Source organism: Amycolatopsis sp. WQ 127309 (assembly GCF_023023025.1).
In the GTDB taxonomy this organism is placed as follows: Bacteria; Actinomycetota; Actinomycetes; order Mycobacteriales; family Pseudonocardiaceae; genus Amycolatopsis.
This window is the reverse complement of record NZ_CP095481.1, coordinates 883,216-909,054: the sequence shown is the minus strand read 5'-3', so window position 1 is coordinate 909,054 and position 25,839 is coordinate 883,216. Positions and strand designations below refer to the sequence as shown.

General features: G+C 72.3%; 31 protein-coding genes and 1 pseudogene. 19 read left to right on the top strand and 13 right to left on the bottom strand.

Annotated features, from left to right (window positions below; all coding sequences use genetic code 11):
• Positions 1-6: 6 nt before the first annotated feature.
• Positions 7-483: an Lrp/AsnC family transcriptional regulator gene (locus MUY22_RS03685; RefSeq protein WP_247057047.1), complete on the bottom strand. Its 477-nt coding sequence runs from the start codon at positions 481-483 to the stop codon at positions 7-9.
• A 58-nt stretch (positions 484-541) separates the two neighbouring features.
• On the opposite strand from MUY22_RS03685, the gene MUY22_RS03680 reads away from it, so the two are divergent.
• Positions 542-1,660 carry a PLP-dependent aspartate aminotransferase family protein gene (locus MUY22_RS03680; RefSeq protein ID WP_247057045.1) on the top strand — a complete coding sequence of 373 codons (1,119 nt, stop codon included), beginning with the start codon at positions 542-544 and terminating at the stop codon, positions 1,658-1,660.
• Positions 1,661-1,666: 6 nt separating this feature from the next.
• Here the strand turns inward: MUY22_RS03680 and MUY22_RS03675 are convergent, their stop codons facing one another.
• The gene (locus MUY22_RS03675) at positions 1,667-1,876 is read right to left on the bottom strand and encodes a zinc ribbon domain-containing protein (protein WP_247057042.1); all 210 of its coding nucleotides are present in this window, start codon (positions 1,874-1,876) and stop codon (positions 1,667-1,669) included.
• Positions 1,877-1,921: 45 nt separating this feature from the next.
• Between MUY22_RS03675 and MUY22_RS03670 the strand changes: the two genes are divergently transcribed.
• Both MUY22_RS03670 and MUY22_RS03665 read left to right on the top strand, forming a co-directional pair.
• Positions 1,922-3,046: an alkaline phosphatase family protein gene (locus tag MUY22_RS03670; protein WP_247057040.1), complete on the top strand. Its 1,125-nt coding sequence runs from the start codon at positions 1,922-1,924 to the stop codon at positions 3,044-3,046.
• A gap of 265 nt (positions 3,047-3,311) precedes the next feature.
• Positions 3,312-3,617, top strand: coding sequence for a hypothetical protein (locus MUY22_RS03665; protein ID WP_247057039.1), 306 nt, complete (start codon positions 3,312-3,314; stop codon positions 3,615-3,617).
• 36 nt (positions 3,618-3,653) lie between these two features.
• Here MUY22_RS03665 and MUY22_RS03660 read toward each other — a convergent pair whose 3' ends face one another.
• A complete protein-coding gene (locus tag MUY22_RS03660; protein WP_247057037.1) occupies positions 3,654-4,193 on the bottom strand; it encodes a GNAT family N-acetyltransferase in 540 nt (179 codons plus the stop codon).
• On the opposite strand from MUY22_RS03660, the gene MUY22_RS03655 reads away from it, so the two are divergent.
• Positions 4,192-4,953 carry an alpha/beta fold hydrolase gene (locus tag MUY22_RS03655; RefSeq protein WP_247057035.1) on the top strand — a complete coding sequence of 254 codons (762 nt, stop codon included), beginning with the start codon at positions 4,192-4,194 and terminating at the stop codon, positions 4,951-4,953. The genes MUY22_RS03660 and MUY22_RS03655 overlap by 2 nt on opposite strands.
• On the opposite strand, the gene MUY22_RS03650 is transcribed toward MUY22_RS03655, so the two are convergent.
• Complete coding sequence (locus MUY22_RS03650; protein ID WP_247057032.1) at positions 4,941-5,768, bottom strand: phosphotransferase; 828 nt, start codon at positions 5,766-5,768, stop codon at positions 4,941-4,943. The two genes, MUY22_RS03655 and MUY22_RS03650, sit on opposite strands and share 13 nt — an antisense overlap.
• A 136-nt stretch (positions 5,769-5,904) precedes the next feature.
• Between MUY22_RS03650 and ctaD the strand changes: the two genes are divergently transcribed.
• The 4 genes from ctaD (at position 5,905) to MUY22_RS03630 (ending at position 10,248) form a co-directional block, all read left to right on the top strand.
• Positions 5,905-7,686: a cytochrome c oxidase subunit I gene (ctaD, locus tag MUY22_RS03645; RefSeq protein WP_247057030.1), complete on the top strand. Its 1,782-nt coding sequence runs from the start codon at positions 5,905-5,907 to the stop codon at positions 7,684-7,686.
• Between the two features lie 120 nt (positions 7,687-7,806).
• A complete protein-coding gene (gene serB, locus MUY22_RS03640) occupies positions 7,807-9,036 on the top strand; it encodes a phosphoserine phosphatase SerB (protein ID WP_247057028.1) in 1,230 nt (409 codons plus the stop codon).
• The gene (locus tag MUY22_RS03635; RefSeq protein WP_247057026.1) at positions 9,033-9,827 is read left to right on the top strand and encodes a peptidyl-tRNA hydrolase; all 795 of its coding nucleotides are present in this window, start codon (positions 9,033-9,035) and stop codon (positions 9,825-9,827) included. The genes serB and MUY22_RS03635 overlap by 4 nt, the downstream gene beginning before the upstream one ends.
• Positions 9,828-9,843: 16 nt before the next feature.
• Positions 9,844-10,248: an OsmC family protein gene (locus tag MUY22_RS03630; protein ID WP_247057024.1), complete on the top strand. Its 405-nt coding sequence runs from the start codon at positions 9,844-9,846 to the stop codon at positions 10,246-10,248.
• A 6-nt stretch (positions 10,249-10,254) separates the two neighbouring features.
• Here the strand turns inward: MUY22_RS03630 and MUY22_RS03625 are convergent, their stop codons facing one another.
• The 3 genes from MUY22_RS03625 to MUY22_RS03615 all read right to left on the bottom strand — a co-directional run bounded on the left by MUY22_RS03625 (position 10,255) and on the right by MUY22_RS03615 (position 13,416).
• The gene (locus MUY22_RS03625; RefSeq protein ID WP_247057022.1) at positions 10,255-10,596 is read right to left on the bottom strand and encodes a hypothetical protein; all 342 of its coding nucleotides are present in this window, start codon (positions 10,594-10,596) and stop codon (positions 10,255-10,257) included.
• Between the two features lie 58 nt (positions 10,597-10,654).
• Positions 10,655-12,706: an ATP-dependent DNA helicase gene (locus MUY22_RS03620; RefSeq protein WP_247057020.1), complete on the bottom strand. Its 2,052-nt coding sequence runs from the start codon at positions 12,704-12,706 to the stop codon at positions 10,655-10,657.
• A gap of 122 nt (positions 12,707-12,828) precedes the next feature.
• Positions 12,829-13,416: a biotin transporter BioY gene (locus MUY22_RS03615; protein ID WP_247057017.1), complete on the bottom strand. Its 588-nt coding sequence runs from the start codon at positions 13,414-13,416 to the stop codon at positions 12,829-12,831.
• A gap of 211 nt (positions 13,417-13,627) precedes the next feature.
• Here MUY22_RS03615 and MUY22_RS03610 point away from each other — a divergent pair, with 211 nt between their 5' ends.
• Positions 13,628-14,260 carry a choice-of-anchor P family protein gene (locus tag MUY22_RS03610; protein WP_247063621.1) on the top strand — a complete coding sequence of 211 codons (633 nt, stop codon included), beginning with the start codon at positions 13,628-13,630 and terminating at the stop codon, positions 14,258-14,260.
• A gap of 13 nt (positions 14,261-14,273) precedes the next feature.
• Here MUY22_RS03610 and MUY22_RS03605 read toward each other — a convergent pair whose 3' ends face one another.
• Genes MUY22_RS03605 through MUY22_RS03595 form a run of 3 tightly spaced genes read right to left on the bottom strand, consistent with a single transcriptional unit; the run spans position 14,274 to position 16,838 of the window.
• Positions 14,274-14,960 (bottom strand): bifunctional 4-hydroxy-2-oxoglutarate aldolase/2-dehydro-3-deoxy-phosphogluconate aldolase, encoded by a 687-nt coding sequence (locus MUY22_RS03605; protein ID WP_247057015.1) that lies wholly within the window; start codon positions 14,958-14,960, stop codon positions 14,274-14,276.
• Positions 14,957-15,526: an isochorismatase family protein gene (locus tag MUY22_RS03600; RefSeq protein WP_247057013.1), complete on the bottom strand. Its 570-nt coding sequence runs from the start codon at positions 15,524-15,526 to the stop codon at positions 14,957-14,959. The genes MUY22_RS03605 and MUY22_RS03600 overlap by 4 nt, the downstream gene beginning before the upstream one ends.
• A gap of 13 nt (positions 15,527-15,539) precedes the next feature.
• Positions 15,540-16,838: a nicotinate phosphoribosyltransferase gene (locus tag MUY22_RS03595; protein WP_247057011.1), complete on the bottom strand. Its 1,299-nt coding sequence runs from the start codon at positions 16,836-16,838 to the stop codon at positions 15,540-15,542.
• 74 nt (positions 16,839-16,912) lie between these two features.
• Here MUY22_RS03595 and clpS point away from each other — a divergent pair, with 74 nt between their 5' ends.
• From clpS to MUY22_RS03580, 3 genes are read left to right on the top strand one after another with little or no spacing between them, the layout of a single operon-like run.
• On the top strand, positions 16,913-17,212 hold the full coding sequence (clpS, locus tag MUY22_RS03590; RefSeq protein WP_247057009.1) for an ATP-dependent Clp protease adapter ClpS: 300 nt from the start codon (positions 16,913-16,915) through the stop codon (positions 17,210-17,212).
• Entirely contained in the window at positions 17,209-17,766 is a 558-nt protein-coding gene (locus MUY22_RS03585) for a DUF2017 domain-containing protein (RefSeq protein WP_247057007.1), read from the top strand. Before clpS ends, MUY22_RS03585 begins: the two co-directional genes overlap by 4 nt.
• Positions 17,763-18,737, top strand: a complete 975-nt coding sequence (locus tag MUY22_RS03580) for a P1 family peptidase (protein WP_247057005.1) — start codon at positions 17,763-17,765, stop codon at positions 18,735-18,737. The genes MUY22_RS03585 and MUY22_RS03580 overlap by 4 nt, the downstream gene beginning before the upstream one ends.
• Here the strand turns inward: MUY22_RS03580 and MUY22_RS03575 are convergent.
• A complete protein-coding gene (locus tag MUY22_RS03575) occupies positions 18,734-19,114 on the bottom strand; it encodes a hypothetical protein (RefSeq protein WP_247057003.1) in 381 nt (126 codons plus the stop codon). The genes MUY22_RS03580 and MUY22_RS03575 overlap by 4 nt on opposite strands.
• A gap of 81 nt (positions 19,115-19,195) precedes the next feature.
• Between MUY22_RS03575 and MUY22_RS03570 the strand changes: the two genes are divergently transcribed.
• The 3 genes from MUY22_RS03570 (at position 19,196) to MUY22_RS03560 (ending at position 20,895) form a co-directional block, all read left to right on the top strand.
• Complete coding sequence (locus MUY22_RS03570; RefSeq protein WP_247057001.1) at positions 19,196-19,603, top strand: Mov34/MPN/PAD-1 family protein; 408 nt, start codon at positions 19,196-19,198, stop codon at positions 19,601-19,603.
• Positions 19,604-19,668: 65 nt separating this feature from the next.
• A complete protein-coding gene (locus tag MUY22_RS03565) occupies positions 19,669-19,941 on the top strand; it encodes a MoaD/ThiS family protein (protein WP_247056999.1) in 273 nt (90 codons plus the stop codon).
• 3 nt (positions 19,942-19,944) lie between these two features.
• Positions 19,945-20,895, top strand: coding sequence for a PLP-dependent cysteine synthase family protein (locus tag MUY22_RS03560; RefSeq protein ID WP_247056997.1), 951 nt, complete (start codon positions 19,945-19,947; stop codon positions 20,893-20,895).
• A gap of 1 nt (position 20,896) precedes the next feature.
• On the opposite strand, the gene MUY22_RS03555 is transcribed toward MUY22_RS03560, so the two are convergent.
• Positions 20,897-21,730 carry an MBL fold metallo-hydrolase gene (locus MUY22_RS03555; RefSeq protein WP_247056995.1) on the bottom strand — a complete coding sequence of 278 codons (834 nt, stop codon included), beginning with the start codon at positions 21,728-21,730 and terminating at the stop codon, positions 20,897-20,899.
• A gap of 10 nt (positions 21,731-21,740) precedes the next feature.
• Between MUY22_RS03555 and MUY22_RS03550 the strand changes: the two genes are divergently transcribed.
• The gene (locus MUY22_RS03550; protein WP_247063619.1) at positions 21,741-22,448 is read left to right on the top strand and encodes an aspartate/glutamate racemase family protein; all 708 of its coding nucleotides are present in this window, start codon (positions 21,741-21,743) and stop codon (positions 22,446-22,448) included.
• A 1-nt stretch (position 22,449) separates the two neighbouring features.
• Here MUY22_RS03550 and MUY22_RS03545 read toward each other — a convergent pair.
• Positions 22,450-23,293: pseudogene (locus MUY22_RS03545) on the bottom strand (arylamine N-acetyltransferase).
• Positions 23,294-23,564: 271 nt separating this feature from the next.
• Between MUY22_RS03545 and MUY22_RS03540 the strand changes: the two are divergent.
• The 3 genes from MUY22_RS03540 to MUY22_RS03530 are packed head-to-tail and all read left to right on the top strand — an operon-like array spanning position 23,565 to position 25,815.
• The gene (locus tag MUY22_RS03540) at positions 23,565-24,215 is read left to right on the top strand and encodes a rhomboid family intramembrane serine protease (RefSeq protein WP_247056993.1); all 651 of its coding nucleotides are present in this window, start codon (positions 23,565-23,567) and stop codon (positions 24,213-24,215) included.
• On the top strand, positions 24,212-25,018 hold the full coding sequence (gene murI / locus MUY22_RS03535) for a glutamate racemase (protein ID WP_247056991.1): 807 nt from the start codon (positions 24,212-24,214) through the stop codon (positions 25,016-25,018). The genes MUY22_RS03540 and murI overlap by 4 nt, the downstream gene beginning before the upstream one ends.
• Before the next feature lie 29 nt (positions 25,019-25,047).
• Positions 25,048-25,815, top strand: a complete 768-nt coding sequence (locus tag MUY22_RS03530; RefSeq protein WP_247056990.1) for an MBL fold metallo-hydrolase — start codon at positions 25,048-25,050, stop codon at positions 25,813-25,815.
• Positions 25,816-25,839 lie beyond the last annotated feature (24 nt).

Here is a 25,839-nt window from a genome sequence, read left to right as displayed (position 1 = left end):
CGGACGTCAAGCACCGGGTGGCAGCAGCGGGCCGCCGCTCCAGTGCTGGAACACCAGGTTCGTGTGGACGCGGGCGACCTCGTCGCGGGCGGTCAGCTCGTCGAGCACCAGCCGCTGCAGCTCGCCGGCCGAGCTGGTGGCGACGTGCGCGAGGAAGTCGTCCGGCCCGGTCAGGTGGTAGACCGCGCGCACCTCGGGCAGGGACAGCAGGTGCTCGATGAACGGGTCCACCAGCGGCCGCCGGTGCGGGCGCACCTGGACGAACAGGAACGCCTCCAGCGGCCGCCCGAGCTTCGCCGCGTCGACCGACGCGTGCTGCCCGGTGATCACGCCGGTGTCCCGCAGCCGCGCCACCCGGTCCAGGCACGTCGACGGCGCCAGGCCGACCGCGGCCGCGAGGTCCTTGTTGGTGATCCGGGCGTCGTTCTGCAGCAAGCGCAGAATGTCAAGATCAACCGGACTGAGTTCGACGGAATCGGGCATCGGCGAATGATATCCGAGACTGTTGCCTTCGATCCGGTGAAAGATCGAGCATGCTCCTATGACTTCCGCCCTGCGCACCCGCGCCGTCCACGCCGGCCGTGACGACCTCACGGACCTCGGCGTGCACGCCGCGCCGCTCGACCTGTCCACGACCTACCCGTCCCGGGACAGTGCCGGCGAAGCCGCCCGGATCGACGAGTTCGCCGCCGGCGGCGAGGTGGCCGGCCCGCCGATCTACGGCCGGGTGGGCAACCCGACCGTCGAGCGGTTCGAGCGGGCCCTGGCCGAGCTCGAAGGGTTCGACCACGGCGTCGCGTTCGCCAGCGGCATGGCCGCGGTGTCCGCCTGCCTGCTTTCCGCGGTGGCGCAGGGGAAACGCCACGTCGTCGCCGTGCGCCCGCTGTACGGCTGCAGTGACCACCTGCTCCAGTCGGGACTGCTCGGCACCGAGGTCACCTGGGCCGCGCCGGACGCCGTCGCCGCCGCGCTGCGGCCCGACACCGGCCTGGTGTTCGTCGAGACCCCGGCGAACCCGACGCTCGCCGAGGTCGACATCGCCGCGCTGGCTCTCGCGTGCGGGGACGTGCCGCTGGTGGTGGACAACACTTTCGCGACACCGGTGCTGCAGCGCCCGGGCCGCCACGGCGCCCGGATCGTGCTGCACAGCGCGACGAAGTTCCTCGGCGGCCACGGCGACGTGATGGGCGGGATCGTCGCGTGCGACGCCGAGGAAGCCGCCCGGCTGCGGCAGATCCGCTTCGCCACCGGCGGCGTGCTGCACCCGCTCGCCGGATACCTGTTGCTGCGCGGGCTTTCCACGCTGCCGCTGCGGGTCGGCGCGGCGTCCGCGACCGCGGCGACGCTGGCCGAGCGGCTCGCCGCCCACCCGGCCGTGACGAAGGTGCACTACCCGCGGCTTGGCGGCCCGCTGGTGGCGTTCGAGGTCGACGGCGACCCGCACGCCCTGATCGGTGCCGTCCGGCTGATCACGCCCGCCGTCAGCCTGGGCAGCGTCGACACGCTGATCCAGCACCCGGGGTCGATCAGCCACCGGATCGTCGACGCCGGCGACCGCCACGACGCCGGCGTGTCCGAGCAGCTCATCCGGCTGTCCGCCGGGCTGGAAGACGTCGAGGACCTCTGGCACGACCTCGACCAGGCGCTGAAGGCGCTCTGAGGCCGGTCAGCCGCAGCAGCCGCCGCCACAGCACCCGCCGCCACCGGCCGGGGCCGCGGGACCACCCGCGGCTCCGGTGAGGGCGACCGTCGTGAGCAGCTTGACGGTGTCCGCGTGGCCCTCCGGGCAGGCGGCCGGCGCGCCGGACTCGCTCATCGGGCGCAGGAGCTCGAAGGTCTCGGTGCACTCGCGGCAGCGGTAGGCGTAGGTCGGCATGCGGCGATTATCGCCGGGCCGGCCCCCGGATGGGAAGGTGGGCGCGTGCAGCCCCCTTCGCTCGCCGACGTCGCGCACCTCGGCCAAGTCGTCCCTTCCCTGCTCGCCGCGCTCGGGGTGCCCGGGTGCGCGAACACGCTGGACCTGCCGGCGGCGCGGAGCGCGGCGGTGCTGCTGATCGACGGGCTTGGCTGGGAACTGCTGACCGAGCACGCCGCGGACGCCCCGGTGCTGACCGAGCTCGCCCGGCGGACGGTGCGCGTGGGCTTCCCGTCGACCACCGCCGCCGGGGTGGCCGCGATCGGGACAGGCCTCGCGTCCGGTGAGCACGGCATGGTCGGCTACACCTTCGAGATGCCGGGCGTCGGCGTGCTCAACGCGTTGCGCTGGCGCAGCCACGAGGACGGCGGCGACCTTCGCGGCGCGCTCCCGCCGCGTGAGGTGCAGCCGCTGCCGACGACGTTCGAGCTGGCCGCCGCGGCCGGGATCGACGCGGCCGTCGTGTCGTCCGCGCAGTTCGCCGACTCGGCGCTGACCCGCGCCACCCAGAGCGGCGCGCGTTACGCCGGGGTGCACGCGCTCGGCGACCTCGCCGCCCGGACGTTGTCGGTGCTCGCCGGACGGGCCTTCTGCTACGCCTACCACAGTGAACTCGACCTGCTCGGGCACGTGTACGGCCCGGGTTCGAACGCGTGGCGGATGCAGCTGCGCCAGGTCGACCGGCTCGTGGAGTCCCTTGTGGACGGTCTGCCGGCCGGCGCCCTGCTCGCCGTGGTGGCCGACCACGGCATGGTCACCGTCGAGGACAAGCTCGACCTCGAGGACGTGCCGGAGCTGCTGGCGGGTGTCCGGACGTTCGGGGGTGAGGTCCGGGCCCGGCACGTCTACACCGAGCCGGGTGCCACCGCCGACGTGCTCGCCGCCTGGCGGGCGGTGGTGGGCGAGCGGGCCTGGGTGCGTTCGCGGGCGGAGGCCGTCGCCGAGGGGTGGTTCGGTCCCACCGTCAGCGACCGGGTGCTGCCGCGGATCGGCGACGTCGTCGTGGCGGCCCGCGGGCGGTTCGGGATGGTGCGCGGGCTGGCCGAGGCCGTGGAGACGTCGCTGGTCGGGCAGCACGGTTCGCTGACCACCGCCGAGCAGCTCGTGCCCCTGGCGATCGCCCAGGGGTGACGGCCCGCGAGGTCGCGTGCCCGGGCGGACGACTCGCGTGCCCGGAGGGTCGGCTCGCGTACCTGGGCGGTCGGTTCGCGTGCCCGGGCGGTCGGTTCGCGTGTTTCGGCGGGAATCTCGCGTGACTGAGGAGGCATCACGCGTGATGGGAAGGGCATCACGTGTGATCGGAGCGCCGGCACGTGTGATCGGGAGGTCGACACGGGGTGGTGGGCGCTGTCACGCGGGTGCGCGGTGGTGGGTGGGGTGCGGTTACCGTTTGGGCGTGCCTCGACGCAACCGTCCCGGCCACCGCTCGGACGGTGGGCCGCCCGAGCGGGAGATCGGTGCTGCCACCGGGTGGGCCCGTGCCGAAGCCGGGAGCGACGGCGAGTGGCTGGTCCGGACGGTGCCCGGCGCGCAGGCCACGAAGTTCTACCGCTGCCCCGGCTGCGACCACGAGATCCGGCCGGGCACGCCGCACCTCGTCGTCTGGCCCGCCGACGAGACCGGCTCCGTCGCCGACCGGCGGCACTGGCACCGGCCCTGCTGGGACGCCCGCGCCCGGCGCCGCCCGCAGCGCCGCCGGTGATCCGCTTCTCTCTGGAGTTGTCAAACAACGCCCGGCTCAGCGCCGGTAGTGCCGGGACAACGCGCCTTCGTACGCTTCCTCCGTGTACTCGGTGAAGCCGAGCCGCTCGGCCACCCGCAGCGACGGCTTGTTGTCCACGTTCACACTCGCCAGCACCGGCAGGGACGCCTGCTCGCGGGCGCACCACTCCAGGACCGCGGCCCCGGCCTCGACCGCGTAGCCCTTGCCCCACGCGGACGGCCGGAACCGGTAGCCGAGGTTGAGCACCTTCTCGCCGTGGAACTCGCGCAGCCGCACGCCGCACACACCGATGACCTCCTTGCCGCCCGGTTCGGTCACCGCCAGGTAGCCGAAGCCCCGCTCGGCCCAGTGCACCAGCCAGGCCGTGAACATCTCCGACGCCCGCGCGACGCCGGGCGGGTCGGGGTTGAAGCGGTTGGTGCGCGGGTCGGTGTGGATGTCGACCATCGCCTGCCGGTCCGCCTCGTGGAGCGGACGCAGGTGCAGCCGGTCGGTTTCGATGTCGGTGAACACGTCGGCGAAGCTAGCGCGGGGGTCCGACAAAATGACGCGCATGACCGAACTGCCGCTGGTCCTCCTCCACGCCTTTCCCCTGGACGCCCGCATGTGGAACGCGGTGCGCGAGCCTCTCGCTTCACACCTTCGGGTGATCACTCCGGATCAGCGCGGGCTCGGCCGCTCGCCGCTGCCGGAGTCCGGCCGCGAACCGAGCCTCGACGACGCCGCGCGCGACGTCGTCGCCCTGCTCGACCGGCTGGACCTGGACCGCGTGGTGCTCGGCGGCTGCTCGATGGGCGGTTACCTCGCGATGGCCGTGCTCCGGCTGGCGCCCGACCGGGTCGGCGGGCTCGTCCTCATCGACACCAAGGCCACGCCCGACACAGCCGAGGCCGCGCAGAGCCGCCTCGACGTCGCGGTGCGCGTCGAGCAGGAGGGCACCGCGGGCTGGCTGGCCGAGGCGAACCTGCCCACCTTGCTGGCCGAGTCGACGCGCGAGGAGCGGCCCGACGTCGTCGAAACCGTCCGGGCGATCATCGAATCCCAGCCGCCCGCCGGGATCTCGTGGACCGCGCTGGCGTTGCGGACCCGGCCGGACTCCCTCGGCCTGCTGCGGGACGCCGGTGTCCCGGCGCTGGTCGTCGTGGGCGAGGAAGACCCCATCACGCCCGTCGCGGCGGCGAGCGCGATGGTCGAGGCCATGCCCGGCGCCACGCTCGTCGTGCTGCCCGGTGCCGGCCACCTGACCCCGCTCGAGGACCCGGCGGGCGTCGTCGAAGCGATCCTCTCCTGGTACCCGGCGACTCACGAGAAGTAGGCAGCGAGTGCTTCGCGCGCTTCGGGAAGCCGGTGCGGGAACCGCTTCGCGATGATGAAGCGCCACGCGACGGCGAAGAGTTCGCGCAGCTCCGTACAAGCTTCAGCAGGGACGTCAGCCCCGCCCGGGTAGGCGGCCAAGTACTCCGGACCGCCCTGGCGGGCCAGGATCCCCAGGTCCCAGCCGAGCGGCCCGCGCCAGGTGTCCTCGAAGTCGAGCCAGCACGGCCCGGCCTCGGTGGCGATCAGGTTGCCGGGGTGCGCGTCGCCGTGCAGCGGCTGCACGGCGACGTCCGGCAGGGCGGCCTCGATCCGGGCGGCTTCGGCCCGCAGCCGCGGCGCCGCGCCGTCCATCGTGTCGCCGTGGCGGGCGAGCATCCGTTCGAGGTCGTCGAGCGGGCCGCGCCGGGGCAGTTCGCCCGGATACTCCCGCAGTACCGCGTGCACCCGGGCGAGCGAGCGCGCGACGACGTCCGGTGCGTACCGGTGGTCCGGATCGTGCGGTGTGTGGTGCCAGAGCGTGACCGGGAGACCGTCCGCGAAATGCGGTCCGGCCGGGGGATCCGCGGCCGGTGAGACGACGAGCACACCACGTTCGGTGAGGAAGCGGGAGACGGCGACGTCGCGGGCCAGCCAGGGCGCGGGCGCCGGCCGGGCGAGCAACGTCGTCGCCGGCACACGCGCGACCAGCGGACCCAGCCTCACCAGCACGTTCGACCGTGCGTGCAGGACCTCCGGCGAGTGCTCCGGCAGGCCGAGCCGGGCGGTCACCGTGCGGGCCGCGCGCACCGCCGCGCGGGTGTACTCGTCGGCCATGCGCCGATCTTGCCAGCCGGTGCGCGCGACTGTCGGTAGCGAGGGCTACGATCCCCCTAAGCCGCCGGACCGGGTCTTCCCGGGCCTTGGCGGCGCGACGATGACCACCACAAGGTTTCAAGTGTTGGAGGCAGGAGTGACGGCCGTAGCCCCCAAGCCGATCGCGACGCGCCCGTATCCCGCGCGCGAGTCGGTCAAGGGTTCGTACCTGCTGCGGTTGTTCCGCACGACGGACCACAAGCAGATCGGGATCATGTACCTGGTCACGTCGTTCGCCTTCTTCATGGCGGGCGGCGCGATGGCCATGCTCATCCGTACCGAGCTGGCGCGACCCGGGCAGCAGTTCCTTTCGCAGGAGCAGTACAACCAGCTCTTCACCATGCACGGCACGGTGATGCTGCTGCTGTACGCGACGCCGATCCTCTTCGGGTTCGCGAACTTCATCCTCCCGCTGCAGATCGGTTCGCCGGACGTCGCTTTCCCGCGGCTGAACGCGTTCTCCTACTGGCTGTACCTCTTCGGCGGCCTGATCGTGCTGTCGGGCTTCCTGACGCCGGGTGGCGCCGCCGACTTCGGCTGGTTCGCCTACACCCCGCTGTCGGACGCGATCCACTCGCCGGGCGTCGGCGCGGACCTGTGGATCTCGGGCCTGGTGGTCTCCGGTCTGGGCACCATCCTCGGCGCGGTCAACATGGTCACCACCGTGGTCTGCCTGCGCGCGCCGGGCATGACGATGTACCGGATGCCGATCTTCACCTGGAACATCCTGGTGACGTCGATCCTGATCCTGCTCGCCTTCCCGATCCTGACCGCGGCCCTGATGGGCCTGCTGGCGGACCGGCATCTGGGGGCACACGTCTTCGACCCCGAAAACGGCGGGGTCATCCTCTGGCAACACCTGTTCTGGTTCTTCGGCCATCCAGAGGTCTACATCGTCGCGCTACCGTTCTTCGGGATCGTGTCGGAGATCTTCCCGGTCTTCAGCCGCAAGCCGATGTTCGGCTACAAGAGCCTGGTCTGGGCGACGCTGGCCATCGCGGCGCTGTCGGTCGCGGTGTGGGCGCACCACATGTACGCCACCGGCGCCGTGCTGCTGCCGTTCTTCTCCTTCATGACGTTCCTGATCGCGGTCCCGACCGGCGTGAAGTTCTTCAACTGGATCGGCACGATGTGGAAGGGCCAGCTGTCCTTCGAGACGCCGATGATCTTCTCGATGGGCTTCATCGTCACGTTCCTCTTCGGCGGCCTGACCGGCATCCTGCTGGCCGCGCCGGCGATCGACTTCCACGTGTCGGACAGCTACTTCGTCGTCGCGCACTTCCACTACGTGCTCTACGGCACGATCGTGTTCGCCACCTTCGCCGGCATCTACTTCTGGTTCCCGAAGATCACGGGCCGGATGATGGACGAGAAGCTCGGCAAGTGGCACTTCTGGACCACGTTCATCGGCTTCCACGGCACGTTCCTCGTCCAGCACTGGCTGGGCGCGGAAGGCATGCCGCGGCGGTACGCGGACTACCTGACCAGTGACGGCTTCACGACGCTGAACACGATCTCCACGATCGGCGCGTACATCCTCGGTGCCTCGACGCTGCCGTTCATCTGGAACGTCTTCAAGAGCTACCGGTACGGCGAGATCGTCACGGTGGACGACCCGTGGGGCTACGGCAACTCGCTCGAGTGGGCGACGTCCTGCCCGCCGCCGCGGCACAACTTCACCGAGCTGCCCCGGATCCGGTCCGAGCGGCCGGCGTTCGAGCTGCACTACCCGCACATGATCGAGCGCCTCCACAAGGAGGGCGAGATCGGCTTCTTCGGCAAGCAGAAGCTGAACAGCCACGGGTCGGCGCCGTCGCAGGTGCTCACCGAGGCCGTCATGCCGGGTGACCACAGCAAGGACAACTCGGGCGAGCAGTAAAACACCCCGAACGAGTGAGAGCGCGTGCCCGGCTTTTGTGAAGCCCGGCACGCGCTCTACTTATGTCCAAGGCCGGACCGGCAGACTGATCGTGCAGCGTTGCCGAGCGAGGGATGACCAGTGACCCAAACCCCCGTCCTGATCACGACGACCGGCCCCGACAAGCCGGGCGTCTCGTCCGTGCTGTTCGCCGTGCTGACCAGGCACGACGTCGACGTGCTCGACGTCGAGCAGGTGGTCATCCGCGGGCAGCTCGTGCTCGGGGTGCTCGCCGGGGTCTACCGCGACCCGGAAGGGCTGCAGGAGTCCGTCGAGCAGGCGCTGGCGTCGGTCGGGATGCAGGTCGAGGTCAAGATCGGGTCGGCGATCGGGGAAGACCCGTTCGCGCTCGGCCGTCGCGACTCGTCGCACGTGCTGGTGGTGCTGGGCCGCCCGGTCACCGCGCGGGGCTTCTCCGAGGTCGCGCGCCGGCTCGCGTCGCTCGGCGCGAACATCGACTCGATCCGCAGCGTCGCCGACTACCCGGTGACCGGGCTGGAGCTGTACGTCTCGGTCGACCGTGACACCCCCGACGCCGACGCCGCGTTGCGGACGGTGCTGGCCGACGCCGCCGTCCAAGCGGGCGTCGACATCGCCGTGGAGCGGGCCGGGATCACCCGGCGGGCGAAGCGGCTGGTCGTCTTCGACGTCGACTCGACGCTGATCCAGGGCGAGGTCATCGAGATGCTGGGCGCGCACGCCGGCGTCGAGCCGGAGATCCGCGAGATCACCGAGGCCGCGATGCGCGGCGAGCTGAACTTCACCGAGTCGCTGGAGCGGCGGGTCGCGCTGCTGGCCGGGCTGCCGGCCACGGCGATCGACGAGGTCGCCGCGACGATCGAGCTGACCCCGGGCGCGCGCACGACGATCCGCACGCTCAAGCGGATGGGGTTCAAGACCGGCGTGGTGTCCGGCGGGTTCACCCAGGTCATCGGCGGCCTGGTGGACGACCTCGGGCTGGACTTCGCGGCGGCGAACGAGCTCGAGATCGTGGACGGCAAGCTCACCGGCCGGGTGATCGGCGAGGTCGTCGACCGCGCGGGCAAGGCGAAGGTGCTTCGCCGCGTCGCCGGTGAGTACGACATTCCGCTGGAGCAGTGCGTGGCGGTCGGCGACGGCGCCAACGACATCGACATGCTGTCCGCGGCCGGGATGGGCGTCGCGTTCAACGCCAAGCCCGCGCTGCGCGAAGTCGCGGACGCCGCGCTCTCGCACCCCTACCTCGACGCCGTGCTGTTCATGCTCGGCCTCACCCGCGGCGAGGTCGAAGCGGCCGACGCCGCCGACGGGCTCGAGCTGATGCGTCCGTGAGCAGCGTTCTCGACCCGTTGGGCACCCGGTACGCCTACTGGCTCGGGTTGCCGCCCGAAGACACCTCGGACACCTCCGACGAGCTGCCGGAACAGGTGCGGGCGATGCCGGTCGTCTTGCGCATCGAACGCGCCGAGCCGCCGGGGCGCACGCCGCTGCTGGAGGCCGCGGCGGCGGCCGCGCTGGCGGTCTGCCTGGACGAGCGGGCCGAGCCCGAGGGCGAGTGGGCCGAGCCGATGCACGCGTGGCTCGACAACCGGATCCGCAAGGTCGCGCGGCGGGCGCGGGGCGCGCACTGGGCGGCGGTGCAGGAGCTGCCGGGCATCACCGTCGAGGTCGACGGCGCCGAGGCGCGGGCCCTGGTGCCGGGCCTGGTCACCGAGACACCCAAGGAGGTGTCGCGGCTCCAGATCTCGGGCAGCGAGCTGCCACCGGACGAGCCGGGGCCGATCCCCGACGGCGTCCCGCTGCTCCTGCTCAACCCGCAGGTCCCGATGACCGTCGGCAAGGGGGCCGCGCAGGTCGGCCACGCCACGATGATCCTCGCCGCGCTGCTGGACGACGCCCAGCTCGCCGGCTGGGCCGCGCAGGGCTACCGGACGGCCGTGCGCACGCCGAGCGTCGCGCGGTGGAAGGAACTGCACCCGGGCGACGACCCCGAGGGCGCGTGGCGGCGCGACCGCGTCATCGCCGTGCGGGACGCCGGGTTCACCGAGGTCGATCCGGGCACGATCACCGTGCTCGCCCAGTTCCCGCCCACGTACTGGACGCCGGAACAAGCGGCTTCCTGAGCCGGTTGGAGCCGATATGGGACTCGAAGTACAGCGCGACGGGCAGCACAGCTTCGTCGGACGCAACGACCGCGGCGCCGAGGTCCGGCTGGGCCGGACCGGTGCGGAGGGGGCGTTTTCGCCCGCCGAGCTGCTGCAGATCGCGGCCGCGGGCTGCAGCGCCGTGACAGCCGAAGAGCTGATCACGCGGCGAGTGGGCGAGGACGCGAAGTTCCGCGTCACCGTCTCGGCCGATCGGCGTGAGGGTGCCGCGGAACTGGACGCGGTGCACGTCGCGTTCGATGTCGACGTGTCGACTTTGGCGGAGGATCAGCGGGAAGCGCTCGCCGGCGCCGTGGACCGCGCGATCGAACGGCTCTGCACGGTGAGCCGGACGCTCAAGAAGGGGATTCCGGTGACGGAGGAGTTCCCGACCGCGTAAGCGACGTCAGTTCTCGCTGGATTCCCAGACCACGTAGGCCTGGTCCGCGTCCGTTGTCATGGCTTCGATGAACTTGTCGTTGTCGAAGCCCGGCAACGACTGCAGCCGCTCGATCAGGGCGTCGGCCGCCGGGTCGCCGCTCGGGACCGCTGTGCCCTTGCCGTCCGTGCCCACCAGCATGAAGAAGACGTCTTCGTTCCACGGGCCGTCGGGGATGACCCTGACCATCACCGAGGACAGGTCGGACCACGTGACGGCTTCTTCGCTGCCGTCCGCGAGGCGACGGCGCACGCCGGTGTCGTCGACACTGACAGTCCGGGACTGTGCGCTGGACGAATCCTGGGTCAACCGGTGCTCCCTTGTCGCTTCGGTTGCTTCACCGTACCGGTCGGTGTTGTGGACCGCGTCACGCGGGCGCGGCTGCGTCGAGGCGGCGCAAGGCGTCGCGCGCCACCTTCGGATCCATCGTGGGCCAGAACGGCGGCAGCGACGCACGGAGGAATCCGCCGTAGCGGGCGTTCGCGAGCCGCGAATCCAGCACCGCGACGACGCCGCGGTCGGTCACCGAGCGGTGCAGCCGGCCGGTGCCCTGCGCCAGCAGCAGCGCCGCGTGCGTGGCCGCCACGGTGAGGAACCCGTTGCCGCCGCGGGCTTCCACCGCGCGCTGGCGCGCCGACGACACCGGGTCGTCCGGGCGGGGGAACGGGATCCGGTCGACGACCACGAGCTGCAGCGACGGCCCCGGGACGTCCACGCCCTGCCACAGGCTGAGCGTGCCGAACAGACAGGTCCGGACGTCCTCGGAGAACTTCTGGACCAGCAGCGACGTCGCGTCGTCGCCCTGGCACAGCACCGGGAAGTCCAGCCGCTCACGCATTTCCTCGGCCGCCTGCTTGGCCGCGCGCATCGAGGAGAACAGGCCCAGCGTGCGCCCGCCCGCGGCCTCGATCAGCTCGGCCAGCTCGTCCATTGTGGACGACGCGAGGCCGTCACGGCCCGGCGGCGGCAGGTGCTTGGCCAGGTAGAGGATGCCGTTGCGCTGGTGGTCGAACGGCGACCCGACGTCCAGGCCGAGCCACTTCGGGCCGGTGTCGGCGTCGGACGGCGCTTCCTTGTCCGTGGCCGCGCCCGGCGCCTTTTCGACGCGGGCCCCGCCCGGCGGGAGCCCCCACTGGCGCGCCATCGTGTCGAACGTGCCGCCCAGCGTCAGCGTGGCCGACGTCAGGATCGTCGTGTGCAGGTTGAACACGCGCTCGCGCAGCAGGCCGGCGACGCCCAGCGGCGCGACCTTCAACGCCGGCGGGCGCGGGTTCGACGAGAACTTGTCGCCCGCGAGCCAGACGACGTCACGCTGGTGCGCCTGGTCTTCGTCGAACGCCTCGAGCAGCCGGACCGCGGTGTCGTGCACCTCGTCGAGCAGCGTGCGCGCCAGCTTGCGCGCGGTGGCCCCCTCGACGTCTTCCTTGCGGTCGGACCCGAGCGCGGAGATGCACGCGTGCGCGGCGTCGCGGACCGCCGGGATGGCGCCCTTCAACGCCTGCGGCAGCGCGTCCATCCGGCCGGCGGGCAGGTCGTCGACGATCAGGGCCAGCCCGTCACCCGCTTCCAGCAGGCGGTCCGCGACGTCGGCGTCGATCAGCTTGCCGCAGCGGCGGGCGGCGGCCGAGCACATCGCGCTGGTCAGCTCGCCGGTGGCGACCGAGGTGACCCGGTCGACCAGGTCGTGCGCCTCGTCGATGATCACGACGTCGTGGTCCGGCAGGACCTGGTAGCCCTGCAACGCGTCGATGGCCAGGAGCGCGTGGTTGGTGATGATGACGTCGGCCCGGCCGGCCTCGGCGCGGGCCTTCTCGGCGAAGCAGTCCGTGCCGATCGGACAGCGGGACGCGCCGAGGCATTCCCTTGCGGTCACGGAGACCTGGCGCCACGCCTGGTCCGTCACGCCCGGGACGAGCTCGTCGCGGTCGCCGGTTTCGGTGTCCGACGCCCACTCCCGCAGCCGCGTGACCTCCTTGCCGAGACGCGACACCGCGAACGGGTCGAAGAGCTGGGCGTCCTCCGGCTCGTCCGGCGCGCCGGAGTCCAGGCGGTGCAGGCACATGTAGTTGCGGCGGCCCTTGAGGATCGCGAAGGTCGGTTCGCGGCCCAGCGGCTTCTTCAGCGCCTTCGCGAGCCGGGGGAGGTCGCGGTCGACGAGCTGGCGCTGCAGCGCGATGGTGGCCGTGGAGACCACGACCGTGGCTTCCTTCTGGACCGCGTGCCGGATCGCGGGGACGAGGTAGGCCAGTGACTTGCCGGTGCCGGTACCGGCTTGCACGGCGAGGTGTTCGCCGGTGCGGATGGCGCGGCCGACGGCGTCGGCCATCTCGACCTGCCCCGGCCGCTCGGCTCCGCCCACCGACTCCACCGCGTGGGTGAGGAGTTCGAGGACGCCGGGGAAGTCAGTTCGAGCGGGCACAGCGACACATTAGCCGCCGCCACCGACAGGATCGGTGATCCGTCGCGAACGGGCCACTCGCGCCGTACTGGTAAACGGCGAAGGGCCCGCCGTCGTGACGGCGGGCCCTTCGGCGAGGGACCTCAGTCTTCGGTGCGGCGCGAGACCAGCTTCCACGTGAGCGGCAGCAGGCCGGCGGCCACGACGATCTTCAGCGCGTCGCCGACCAGGAACGGCGTCACGCCCTTGGCGAACGCCGTCGACAGGTCGAACCCGGTCGAGGCCATCAGCCACGGCACGCCGAACGCGTAGATGACGACGTTGCCGAGCACCATGGTGGCGGCGGTGCGCAGCGGCGTCCGGTCACCACCGCGGCCGGCGAGCGCGCCGACGAGGGCGCCCGCGAAGACGAACCCGACGATGTAGCCGGCGCTCGCGCCGGACAGGCCCGCGGTGCCGTTCTGGAACCACGGGACGCCCACGGCGCCGACGAGCAGGTAGACCAGCATCGACGCGGCCCCGCGCGACATGCCGAGCGAGGCGCCGACGAGCAGCGCGGCGAACGTCTGGCCGGTCATCGGCACCGGGCTGCCCGGTACCGGGATGATCAGCTGCGCGGCGGCGCCGGTGAGCACGGCACCGCCGGCGACCAGCGCGATGTCCCGGACGAGCGAGCCGGGCACGAGGTCGGCCAGCACGGGCCGCTTTCCGGCGATGGACAGCGAAGACACAGAACCTCCCACGGTGGACACACGCGACGCCCGAGGTTAACGCTCGTTACCCCCGGGAAACGCCGGAAAGTCGCGTTCCTCACCGGCCACTCGTCCGGGTGGACCCGATCAGGCGGCCCGCCGCGCCTGCCGATGATCCAGAGGACAACTACGAAACGTCACGAACCCAGGAGGCCGGTGCATGCGAAACGCCAGGAAGAGGACGATCCGGTTGCTGGCCGTGACGGCGCTGGCGGGCCCGTTCCTGGTCGCCGCCGCGCCCGTGACGTCCACTGGCTGGGCATCCGCCGGTTCGCTCGACGTGCTGATCGACAACGAGCACGTCGTCACCGGCGAGCTGGCGAAGTGCACGGCCGACGGCCCGGCCTCGGCGCGGACGGACGGCGGCGTGACCGGCGACGTCGCATCGTTCGGCCTCGGGGAGTCCGGCTGCGGCCGCTCGGGCGAGGTGGCCATCGCGCAGGCGTCCGGGCACCGGTTCGAGGCGTCGGTCCTCAAGCGCTACGGCGGCCCGGTGATCACGGTCCGGACGTTCTCGGCGAAGTGCGCGACGAGCGCCACCGGCAGCGGCGGCGAGGTGACGATCGGCGCCGTCACCGGCATCACTGTTCCCGCTCAGATCCCGCCGAACGACCGGATCGTCATCCCCGGCGGCCCGGCGGGCACCGCGCTGGCCACGGTGATCCTCAACGAGACCGTGACGCCGCAGCCGCCGGACGGCAGCCTGGTCACCCACGCGGTGCACATCGTGCTGTTCCCGCAGGGCGGCCCGGCGAGCGGCGACGTCTACCTCGGCACGGCCGCCTGCGACCCGTACGGCAAGAAGAAGGCGCCACTTTCCTAGGGAAAGATGCGTTTCAAGGGGCCCTGGACGTATCTTTCCCGGCGAAAGTGCCGCCTCGGGCGGTGGCGAAGCGGGCCGCGGCGGCGACGAACTCGCCGGCCCGGGTCGCCAGGTCCGGGAGGCTGCCGGCGGAGGTCAGCGCGTCGCCCAGCAACGGCGTCGCCGCGGCCACCGCGATCGCGCCCGACCGCAGGTAGCTCTCGACGTCGGCCAGGTGGACGCCGCCGGTCGGGACGAGCGGCACGTCCGGCAGCGGCGCCCGGACCGCGCGCAGGTAGGCGACGCCGCCGGCCGCCGCGACCGGGAAGACCTTCACCGCGGCCGCGCCGAGGCGCCAGGCCTGGTCGATCTCCGTCGGCGTCAGCGCGCCGCAGATCACCGGGACGTCGAGGGCGGCGGCGCGCTCCAGGACGGCCGGGTTGACGGTCGGCGTGATCAGGTAGCGCGCGCCCGCGTCGACCGCGATGTCCACATCGGACGCTTCGCGGACGCTGCCGGCGCCGATCAGCGCGTCGTCGCCCAGGGCCAGGCGCAGCGCGGTGATCGCGGCGGGCGCGCCCGGCGTCGTCAGCGTGGCTTCGAGCAGGCGGATCCCCGCCGCGTGCAGGACCATCGCCGCGTCGGCGAAACGCGCCGCGTCATCGGCCCGCAGGATCGCGACGAGCCGGTGTTCCGCCAGAGCGGCCCGCAGGTCCTTCATCCGACGTGCGCCTCGCCGGTGTGCGTGACGCCGGCCTCGTCGAAGTCCCGCAGCGCGCTGTCCACCGAAGCCCGGGCGATCCCGGCCGTGTGGTCGAGCAGCACGCGGACGCCGAACCCGGCGCGGGCCGCGTCCAGCGCCGTCGCGCGCACGCAGTAGTCCGTGGCGATGCCGACGACGTCGACGTCGGTCACGTCGTGTTCGCGCAGCCATGCCTCCAGGGACTTGCCGTCCCCGGACGCGCCTTCGAAGCCGGAATAGGCCGCGCTGTACTCGCCCTTCGAGAACACCGCGCCGATCGGGACGACGTCGAGGGCGGGGTGGAACGACGCGCCGGGCGTGCCCGCCACGCAGTGCGGCGGCCAGCTGGCGACGAAGTCGGGCGTCTCGCTGAAGTGGTCACCCGGGTCGACGTGGTAGTCGCGGGTGGCCACGACGTGCGAGTAGCCGCCGGTCGCGCTCAGCGCGGAGATCGCCGCCGCGGCCGCCGCACCGCCGGCCACCGCCAGCGAGCCGCCTTCGCAGAAGTCGTTCTGCACGTCCACCACGATCAGCGCGGTCCCCATGGGCTGACTCCGTTCAGAGGAAGAGCGTCGGGATTGCGGGCTCGCCGTGCGAGAGCTTCAGACCCTCCCACGGCAGGCTGACCAGGCCGCGGCGCAACCGCTGCCTGGCGTCGTCCAGCGTAGGCAGGTCCGGCTCGACGCGGCCGCCACGGATCAGCGGCAGTTGCAGCGGCCGGTCGTTCGGCTCCGGCTCGGGCGTGGTCCCCGCCGTCCAGACGACCTCTTCGACAGCCGTGCCGGTGCCGCGGTGGCGCCGCAGCGCGGACTTGCGCCCGCCGCGGGACTCCTTGTGCGCGCTGCGCTTGGCGACCGGCTTGCCGTCCACCTCGACCAGCTTGTAGACCATGCCCGCGGTCGGCGCGCCGGACCCGGTGACGACCGAGGTGCCGACGCCGTACGCGTCCACCGGCTCGGCCCGCAGCGCGGCGATGGCGTGCTCGTCGAGGTCGCCGGAGACGACGATCCGGGTGTCCTTCGCGCCGAGGGAGTCCAGCTGCTCGCGGGCGCGGCGGGCGAGCGGGCCGACGTCGCCGGAGTCGATCCGGATCGCGCCGAGCTCCGGGCCGGCGACGCGCACCGCGGTCTCGATGCCGGCGGTGATGTCGTAGGTGTCGACCAGCAGCGTCGTGTCCGCGCCCATCTTGCCGACCTGCGAGCGGAAGGCCTCTTCCTCGCTGTCGTGCAGCAGCGTGAAGGCGTGCGCGACGGTGCCGCGGGTCGGGATGCCGTAGCGGCGGCCGGCCTCGAGGTTGGACGTCGTCGCGAAGCCGGCGAGGTAGGACGCGCGCGCGGCGGCGACGGCGGCCCACTCGTGCGTGCGGCGCCCGCCCATCTCGATGATCGGCCGGCCGTGCGCGGCGCCCGACATGCGGGCCGCGGCCGACGCGATCGCGCTGTCGTGGTTGAGGATCGACAGCACCAGCGTCTCGAGCAGGACGCACTCGGCGAACGAGCCGGCGAGCGTGAGGATCGGCGAGCCGGGGAAGTACAGCTCACCCTCGGCGTAGCCGTCGAGGTCGCCGGCGAACTCGTAGTCCGCGAGCCAGGCCAGTGTCGTGTCGTCGACCACCGCGGTGGCCTCCAGCTGCGCCAGCTCGGCGTCGGTGAAGCGGAAGTCCGCGATCGCGTCGAGCACCCGGGCGGTGCCCGCGACGACGCCGTAACGGCGGCCGTCCGGCAAGCGCCGGGCGAACACCTCGAACACGCAGGGGCGCTCCGCCGTGCCGTCGGCGAGCGCGCTGCCCAGCATGGTCAGCTCGTAGTGGTCGGTGAGCAGCGCAGTGCTGGTCGTGGCCGGCTCCGGTGAACCCATGGGGTCAGCCTATTCACCCACATGGCCGGACCTGGCGCGGCGTGCCCTGTCGACCCCGTGACACCATGGGGTGCATGTCCACGCCTGTCGCAGCCGAGCAGACGCAGGTCGAGCCGGCCGGTGCCGAGGTCGCCGAGTCGGACACACCGTGGCGGACCGTGGTGTGGAACGACCCCGTCAACCTGATGTCGTACGTGACGTACGTCTTCCAGAAGCTGTTCGGGTACAGCCGTGACCACGCCACCAAGCTGATGCTGGACGTGCACCACAAGGGCAAGGCGATCGTGTCGTCGGGCAGCAAGGAAAAGGTGGAGGTGGACGTGGCGAAACTCCACGCGGCGGGCCTGTGGGCCACCATGGAGCAGAAGTCGTGAACGGTTGGCGGCGCAAGGGCGCGGTCATCCACGCCGGGTTCGAGCAGCAGGAAGCGGCCGTGCTGCGCGGCCTGGTCAGCCAGCTCGAGGACATGCTCACCGCGCGCGCCGAGGAGGCGCCGCAGGACGAGCTCGCCGAGCTGACCGGCATCCGCACCGGCCCGACCGAGTCGCCGGACGACCCGGTGCTCTCGCGGCTGCTGCCCGACTTCCACCGGCTCGACCCGGACAACCCGACCCGCGAGGACCTCGACTCGGCCGCGGCGATGCGCTCGCTGCACGAGCCGGAGCTGCTCGACATCAAGGTCGGCGTGGCCAAGATCGTGCTCGACACGCTGCCGCGCGACGGCGGCAACGTCCGGCTGACCGAGGAGCAGGCCGACGCCTGGCTGGGCGCGCTCAACGACGTCCGGCTGGCCCTGGGCACCGCGCTCGACGTCACCGAGGACATGCCCGACGAGCTGCCCGAGGACGACCCGCGGGCGCCGCACCTGGGCGTCTACCACTGGCTGACCTGGGTGCAGGAGACGCTGATCCAGGCACTGGCCGGATGATCACCGACGTCCCCGGGGTGCTGGTCGGGCACCACGAGCGGGTCGGGGACGGCTGGGCGACCGGGACGACGGTGGTGCTCGTGCCGGACGGCGCGGTCGGCGCCGTGGACCAGCGCGGCGGCGCGCCCGGGACGCGTGAGACGAACCTGCTGGAGCCGGAGAACCTGGTCGAGCGCGTGAACGCCGTCTGCCTCTCGGGCGGATCGGCGTACGGGCTGGCCGCGGCCGACGGCGTCATGCGGTGGCTTTCGGAGCGGAACCTGGGCTTCCCGGTGGGCACCAAGCCGCACGAGGTCGTCCCGATCGTGCCCGCGGCGGTGCTGTTCGACCTGCCGCGCGGCGAGTGGGGCAACCGGCCCGACGCGTCCTTCGGCTACGCGGCCTGCGCCGCGGCGGCCGCGGGGCCGGTGGCGCAGGGCACGGTCGGTGCCGGTGCGGGCGCGGCCGTCGGGTCGCTGAAGGGCGGCATCGGCACGGCCAGCGAGGTCGTCGGCGAGTTCACGGTCGGGGCCGTGGCCGCGCTCAACGCGGCGGGCGAGGCCGTCGACCTCTCGACGGGCCGGGCGTACGCGGCCGACCACGGCGGCTTCGGCGTGACCTGGCCTTCGCGGGCCGTTGAGCTGCCGTCGCGCCGGACCGACCTGAACACGACGATCGGCGTGGTCGCGGTCGACGCCGCGCTGTCGAAGGCCGAGGCCCGGCGGCTCGCCGTCGCCGCGCAGGACGGCTTGGCGCGCGCGGTCCGCCCGGCGCACACGATGTTCGACGGCGACACCGTGTTCGCGCTGGCCACGGGCGCGCGGGAGCTGCCGGGGGCGAGTCACCCCGCGGTCCGCCCGGCGGCGCTGGACGCGCTCTGCTCGGCGGCGGCCCGGGTGTTCGCGCGGGCGATGGTGCACGGCCTGCTGGCCGCGACCACGGCCGGCGGGATGCCGGCCTACCGCGAGGTCTGGCCGGAGGCGTTCGCCTAGAGGTCCGGGTGCGGGTCCTCGGGCAGACCGTCGCGGCTCACTTCGAGGTTGGCGGCGCGGACGGCGCTCACGTACTCCTCGTCGATCTCCAGCTGCAGCTCGGCGACGGTGAGGACCGGGCCGAGCGAGGGGTGGACCTCGACCGGGCCGATCTCGGTGCGCCGGGACAGCCGGTCGTAGACGGCCTTCGGCGTGTAGCGCCGGAAGCGGCCGCCGTAGAGCACCGTGATGCTCCGGTCGGTGACGACGACGAAGAACGCGGCCCGGGTGCGGATCCCGCGGATGTAGAGCGAGATGCCCGGGATCAGGTACTGGATCCGCTCGCCGTCCTCGAGGAACTCGCGGCAGCGTTCACGGGCTTTCGCCGGCAATGGCACCCCGGAAGTGTCCCAGGAACCACCGGTGAGCGGTAGATCTCAGAGTCTGGACAGCTTGTGTCCACCACCTAAGATGGCGGTGTGCTCCGGATCCGCCGTGAACTCGTCGACGAGATCGTCGCCCATGCCCGCCGTGACCATCCCGACGAGGCGTGCGGGGTGATCGCCGGTGCGGAGGGGTCCGATGTGCCCGAGCGGTTCATCCCGATGCTCAACGCGGCGCGGTCCCCGACGTTCTACGAGTTCGACTCGGGTGACCTGCTGAAGCTCTACCGCGAGATGGGCGCCAACGACGAAGAGCCGGTGGTGATCTACCACTCGCACACCGCGACCGAGGCGTACCCGTCGCGGACCGACGCGTCGATCGCGGCCGAGCCCGGCGCGCACTACGTGCTCGTCTCGACCCGGGACCCCGAAGTGCACGAGTTCCGGTCGTACCGGATCGTGGACGCCGAGATCACCGAGGAGCCGGTCGAGATCGTCGACTGAGCCACTCGGAACAAACCGCGCGCCGCAGGCGTCTGCGTGTAGGAACCCACCGGAGGTAAGAACCCATGGCCGTGACCGTCTCCATCCCGACGATCCTGCGCACCCACACCGGCGGCGAGAAGTCCGTCGAGGCGAAGGGCGCGACCGTCCTGCAGGTCATCGACGACGTCGAGTCCCGGCACGCCGGCCTCAAGGCGCGCCTGGTGAAGGAGGAGAAGCTGCACCGCTTCATCAACGTCTACGTCAACGACGAGGACGTGCGCTTCGCCGGCGGGCTCGAGGCCGAGGTCAAGGACGGCGACACCCTGACCATCCTCCCCGCCGTGGCCGGTGGCTGATCGATGGCTCGCTTCGAGTCCCTGCTCGACGCGCTCGGCGGCACCCCGCTGGTCGGGTTGCCCCGGCTCTCGCCGACGCACGACGTGCGCCTGTGGGCGAAGCTGGAGGACCGCAACCCGACCGGCTCGATCAAGGACCGCCCCGCGCTGGCCATGATCGAAGCCGCCGAGCGTGAAGGCAAGCTGCGGCGCGGCTCCACGATCCTGGAGCCGACGTCGGGCAACACCGGCATCTCGCTGGCCATGGCCGCCAAGCTCAAGGGCTACGGGCTGGTCTGCGTGATGCCGGAGAACACCTCGACCGAGCGCAAGCAGCTGCTGCAGGCCTACGGCGCGCGGATCGTGTTCTCCCCGGCCGCGGGCGGCTCGAACGAGGCCGTCCGGCGGGCGAAGGAGCTGTCCGCGGCGAACCCCGAGTGGGTGATGCTGTACCAGTACGGCAACCCGGCCAACGCCGAGGCGCACTACCGCGGCACCGGCCCCGAGCTGCTCAAGGACCTGCCGACGTTGACGCACTTCGTCGGCGGCCTCGGCACCACCGGCACGCTCGTCGGCTGCGGGCGGTACCTGCACGAGGCGAAGCCGGACGTCCAGATCATCGCGGCCGAACCGCGCTACGGCGAGCTGGTCTACGGCCTGCGCAACCTCGACGAGGGGTTCGTGCCGGAGCTGTACGACCCCAGCGTGCTCAACGGCCGGTACTCCGTCGGCGCGTACGACGCGTTGCGCCGGACGCGGGAGCTGCTGGAGCACGAAGGCATCTTCGCGGGCATTTCGACGGGCGCGGTGCTGCACGCGGCGCTGGCCGTCGCCGAGAAGGCCGTGGCCGCCGGCAAGCCCGCCGACGTGGCGTTCGTCGTCGCCGACGCCGGCTGGAAGTACCTGTCGACGGGGGCTTACGCGGGCTCGCTGGACGAGGCCGCCGAGCGGCTCGACGGGCAGCTCTGGGCCTGAGTCACTCGGTCTGCCAGAGCTCCGGCAGGGCCAGGTCGACGTCGTCTTCGGCGGCGAGCCGCTTGAACGTGGCCATCGTCGTGTCCAGGTCGTCGACCAGCTTCGGGAGCAGCTTCAACGGCTTGGACAGCGGCCGCCAGAAGGCGTCCCAGTGCACCGGGCGGACGACCTTCGGCCCGAGCGCGCCGACCGTCTCGCGCCAGTACTCTTCCCGCCACGCCTCGGACTGCTTCCCGGCCGCTCCGGCGCCCAGGTAGACGACGTCCGCGGAGTAGCCGGCCAGGGCACCCGGTACGAAGTTCGCCGACGGGTGGACCAGGACGTTCCCGTCGGGGTGCGCGATGTGGAACGAGTAGCAGCGCCCGGTCTTGAACGCGCTCGCCTTCGCCGGTACGCGGACCGGCTCGGTGATCTCGCCCGGCACCCGGTCGCCGTCGCTGTGCCGGGCGTCGACGCCGGTCACCGTGAACTCGCCGAACTTCACCGGCTCGCCCGGCACCAGCTCGTGGAACGGCTCGGCGGCGAGGTCGTAACCCTCCTGGACCCGGCGCGTCGACGGCGAGCCGCACAGCGTGGCGCCGGTCCGCTGGGCGACCACCGGCGCGTCCAGGACGTGGTCGACGTGGGAGTGCGCCACCAGGACCGCGTCCAGCTTCGTGACGTCCAGCCGGCGCAGGCACTCGTCGATCCGGCTTCGTGACGGCGAGACCCGGGTGGCCAGCTTCAGCAGCGACGGCCGCGTGAAGAAGCCGTCGACGAGGATGGCCGACGTCCCGTCGCTGATCAGGACGTTGGACACGCCGGCGAAAGTGGTGCGGACTGTCGTTTCGGGCATGCTGAACAGCATGAAGGTCATCGGGCTGCTGGGCGGGATGAGCTGGGAGTCGTCCATCGAGTACTACCGACTGGTAAACGAACGGGTGAAGGACGTGCTCGGTGGCTTCCACTCCGCGCACACCGTGCTGTATTCGGTGGACTTCGCCGCGATCGAGGCGATGCAGGCCGAGGGCCGCTGGGACGACGCGGGCGCGGAGCTGAACCGCGCGGCTCGCGCGCTGGAGGCCGCCGGTGCCGACTTCGTCGTGCTCTGCACCAACACCATGCACAAGGTCGCCGAGCGGCTGACCGACGGCCTGGGCATCCCGCTGCTGCACCTCGCCGACGCGACGGCGGCCGCTGTGCGGGCCGCCGGGATCCGCCGGGTCGGCCTGCTCGGCACCGGGTTCACCATGAGCCAGCCGTTCTACCGCGACCGGCTCGCCGCGCACGGCCTGGACGTGCTCGTGCCCAGCGCCGAGGACCGCGACCTGGTGCACCGCGTGATCTACGACGAACTGGTGCTCGGCGTCGTGAAGCCGGAGTCGCGCGAGGCCTACCGGGGCGTGATCGCGCGGCTCGTCGAGGCCGGTGCCGAAGGTGTCATCTACGGCTGCACCGAGATCGAGCTGCTGGTGGGGCCCGAGGACAGCGCGGTGCCGACGTTCCCGACGACCCGGCTGCACGCCGCGGCCGCCGTCGACTACGCCCTCGGCAAGGCCCCGCTGCCCGCTTGAGTCACACGGCGACCACCGGCCCGCCGCTCACGTGCGCCTCGTGCTGGGCGACGACGACGCGCCACAACCGGTCGCGCTCCCCGGCCGTGAAAGCCGCCGACGGGATCCCGAAAACGTCACCCGCCGCGGCCCACCAGCCTTCGGGTGACTCGACGAGTTCCTTGGCGCCGTGGCGGTTCAGCGTCAGCGCGCGCAGGGTGTCGACGCCCGCCGCGTCCCGCCGCTGGATCACGCAGACCCGCACGAACCCCGACTCCGGTGCCGTCGACAGCCACGCGTGCTTCTCGGCGAAGTCGGCCATCCCGGCGACGCCCGGCGCGAAGTCGAAGCCGGCGAAGCTGCCCGACGGGTCGTGGTCGAACCGCCAGCCGCCCGGCGCCACCTCCGACGGCCGCAGCCGGTAGGTGTGCGGACCCTGCGTGTAGGTGCCTTCCCCGTAGGGGGAGCGGCTCGTGGATGCCGTCACCCAGCCCGACGTCCACCAGCCACGCCGCCGACGGGTCCTCCGGCAGGCCCGTGACGGTCAGCGCCAGGTGGTTCCGGTCCACGTTCGGCGCGTCCGCCACGCTGCCCTGCACCCCGCCCAGGTGCCGCGTGACGTCGTAGCCGAGTTCGCGCAGCAGCGCCGAAAACGCGCCGTTGAGGTGGTAGCAGTAGCCGCCGCGGCCGCGCAGGATCCGCGCCAGCGACGCCGAAGGCGCCAGCGGCGTCGGCCGGCCGAGGGTGATCTCCAGCGCCTCGTACGGCACGCGCTCGACGTGCGCCGCGTGCAGCCGCCCCAGCGCGGCCACGCCCGGCGGCTCCGCGTCGAGGCCGAGCCGCTCCAGATATCCGGTGACATCCATGGCGCGAACGCTAGCGGCAGGCACCGACAAAAACCGGATCTCCGGCCGCACCGGCGATCACTCGGCCTCGGTGCGTTCGGTGGTGGTTGCCGGCATGCACCCAATGTGGCGTTGGGTGCGTTGGACGCACCGAACACCACATTGGGTGCGTTGGACGCACCCAACGCCACATTGGGGCGTTGGGGCACAACCAGCGGCGGGCGCCGGCAAACCCCGGATCAGGGATTTCACCCGAGGCGGACCCGCCGGGCCCTGACGTAGCGTCGAGGACGTGAGCACCTTGCCTGTGACCCCGGACCCGGAAACCGACGCCCGCAAGCGCGTGCTGCCGCCGAAGCCGAAGGCGGCCGCGCTCGTCGCGTTGTCCTTCACCCTGCTGCTCTACCTGGTCGAGCTGGCCGACGTGATCCTGCCCGGCGACCTGGACCAGGGCGGCATCCACTCGCGCGAGCTGTCCGGCCTGGACGGCGTGCTGTTCGCGCCCGTGCTGCACGCCGGCTGGTCGCACCTGTTCGCCAACACGGTGCCGGTGCTGCTGTTCTCCTTCCTCGCGATGGCCGCCGGGATCGGCCGGTTCGCGCTGGTCACGGGCATCATCTGGCTGGTGTCCGGGCTCGGCGTCTGGCTGATCGGGCCGGCCAACACCGTCACGGTCGGCGCGTCCGGGCTGGCCTTCGGCTGGCTCGCCTACCTGCTGGTCCGCGGCGTCTTCAACCGCGCGGCCGGGCAGATCCTGGTCGCCGTCGTGCTGCTGGGCATCTGGAGCGGGATGCTGCTGGGCCTGCTGCCGGGCAACACCGGCGTCTCCTGGCAGGGGCACGTCTTCGGCGCGCTGGCCGGCGTCCTGGCGGCGTGGCTGACCGGCCGCACCGGGAAGTCCCGCAAACCCGCTCCGGCGGCCACGGGTAGCCTCGACGTGTGACCCTGCCGCTCGCTGATGCCCCGATCGGTGTGTTCGATTCCGGCGTCGGCGGGCTGACGGTCGCGCGGGCGATCCTCGAGCAGCTGCCCGCCGAGCAGCTCCGCTACGTCGGTGACACGGCGCACAACCCGTACGGCCCGCTCCCGATCGCCACCGCCCGCAGCTACGCGCTCGCGGCGCTCGACGAGATCGTCGAGAGCGGTGTGAAGGCCTTGGTGATCGCCTGCAACACGGCGTCCGCGGCCTGCCTGCGCGACGCCCGCGAGCGCTACGACGTCCCGGTCATCGAGGTCGTCCTGCCCGCCGCCCGCCGTGCGGTCATCGCGACGCACACCGGGCGGGTCGGTGTGATCGGCACCGAGGGCACCGTGCGGTCGCGGGCCTACGAAGACGCCTTCGCCGCGGCGCCGGGCATCACGCTCACCAGCGTCGCCTGCCCGCGGTTCGTGGACTTCGTCGAGCGCGGCATCACCTCCGGGCGGCAGGTGCTCGGGCTGGCCCAGGGCTACCTGGAGCCGTTGCTGGACGCCGAGGTCGACACGCTCGTGCTCGGCTGCACGCACTACCCGCTGCTGCAGGGTGTGCTGCAGATCGTGATGGGCCAGGAGGTCACCCTGGTGAGCAGCGCCGACGAGACCGCGAAGGACCTCGTCCGCGTGCTCACCGAGCGGGACCTGCTGACGACCAGGGAGACCGCGCCCCGGCACGAGTTCCTGGCCACCGGCTCGGCCGAGCCGTTCACCCGGCTCGCCCAGCGGTTCATGGGTTTTGCCCCGGGTGTCCTCGCTCCCACCACCGCGTGATCACCCCTTCGGGCGCTTAGGGTGGCGAAGTGCGACTGACCATCCTCGGGTGCTCCGGCAGCATCCCCGGGCCGAACGCCGCCGCGTCCGGTTACCTGGTCGAGGCCGAGGGCTTCCTGCTCGGCCTCGAACTGGGCAACGGCACGCTGGCGCAGCTGCAGGCCGTGGCCGATCCGTTCGACCTCGGCGCGCTCGTGCTCACCCACCTGCATCCCGATCACTGCGCCGACGTCAGCGCGCTCACCGTCCTGCGCCGCTACCACCCGGCGCCGCCGTACCCGGCCCGCCCGCGCCTGCTGCCGCTGTACGCGCCGGACGACGCGCCGGTCCGGCTCGCGAACGCGTACGCGCCCAACGAGACCGAGCGGGCCGGCACGGACCTCTCCGACGTCTACGCCTTCCACCCGCTGCGCTCCGAGCCGTTCCGGATCGGGCCGTTCGAGGTGGTCGCGGTCGAGGTCGACCACCCGACCCCGGCGTTCGGCCTGCGCATCTCCTACGGCGGCCGGATCCTCGCCTTCACCGGCGACACCGGGCCGTGCCGGGCGCTGAACGAGCTCGCCGACGGCGTCGACCTGCTGCTCGCCGAGGCGTCCTGGACGGACTCGGCGGAGCGCCCGGCCGGGGTGCACCTGTCCGGCAAGCAGGCGGGCGAGCTGGCGCGCGACGCCGGTGTCGGACGGCTGCTGCTGACGCACATCGCGCCGTGGACGGACCCCGGTGCCGTGCTGGCCGAGGCCGCGGCCGAGTTCGCCGGGGCCGAGGTCGTCAAGCAGGGTGCCGTCTACGACGTGTGAGCGGCGCGGTCCTAGAGTGCTCTT

Bases quoted from the DNA above. Each gene is read 5' to 3' on its own strand.
- MUY22_RS03685 (WP_247057047.1), bottom strand. From the start codon at position 483: ATGCCCGATTCCGTCGAACTCAGTCCGGTTGATCTTGACATTCTGCGC.
- MUY22_RS03680 (WP_247057045.1), top strand. From the start codon at position 542: ATGACTTCCGCCCTGCGCACCCGCGCCGTCCACGCCGGCCGTGACGAC.
- MUY22_RS03675 (WP_247057042.1), bottom strand. From the start codon at position 1,876: ATGCCGACCTACGCCTACCGCTGCCGCGAGTGCACCGAGACCTTCGAG.
- MUY22_RS03655 (WP_247057035.1), top strand. From the start codon at position 4,192: ATGACCGAACTGCCGCTGGTCCTCCTCCACGCCTTTCCCCTGGACGCC.
- MUY22_RS03660 (WP_247057037.1), bottom strand. From the start codon at position 4,193: ATGCGCGTCATTTTGTCGGACCCCCGCGCTAGCTTCGCCGACGTGTTC.
- MUY22_RS03650 (WP_247057032.1), bottom strand. From the start codon at position 5,768: ATGGCCGACGAGTACACCCGCGCGGCGGTGCGCGCGGCCCGCACGGTG.
- MUY22_RS03630 (WP_247057024.1), top strand. From the start codon at position 9,844: ATGGGACTCGAAGTACAGCGCGACGGGCAGCACAGCTTCGTCGGACGC.
- MUY22_RS03605 (WP_247057015.1), bottom strand. From the start codon at position 14,960: ATGAAGGACCTGCGGGCCGCTCTGGCGGAACACCGGCTCGTCGCGATC.
- MUY22_RS03600 (WP_247057013.1), bottom strand. From the start codon at position 15,526: ATGGGGACCGCGCTGATCGTGGTGGACGTGCAGAACGACTTCTGCGAA.
- MUY22_RS03595 (WP_247057011.1), bottom strand. From the start codon at position 16,838: ATGGGTTCACCGGAGCCGGCCACGACCAGCACTGCGCTGCTCACCGAC.
- clpS (WP_247057009.1), top strand. From the start codon at position 16,913: ATGTCCACGCCTGTCGCAGCCGAGCAGACGCAGGTCGAGCCGGCCGGT.
- MUY22_RS03580 (WP_247057005.1), top strand. From the start codon at position 17,763: ATGATCACCGACGTCCCCGGGGTGCTGGTCGGGCACCACGAGCGGGTC.
- MUY22_RS03565 (WP_247056999.1), top strand. From the start codon at position 19,669: ATGGCCGTGACCGTCTCCATCCCGACGATCCTGCGCACCCACACCGGC.
- MUY22_RS03560 (WP_247056997.1), top strand. From the start codon at position 19,945: ATGGCTCGCTTCGAGTCCCTGCTCGACGCGCTCGGCGGCACCCCGCTG.
- MUY22_RS03555 (WP_247056995.1), bottom strand. From the start codon at position 21,730: ATGCCCGAAACGACAGTCCGCACCACTTTCGCCGGCGTGTCCAACGTC.
- MUY22_RS03550 (WP_247063619.1), top strand. From the start codon at position 21,741: ATGAAGGTCATCGGGCTGCTGGGCGGGATGAGCTGGGAGTCGTCCATC.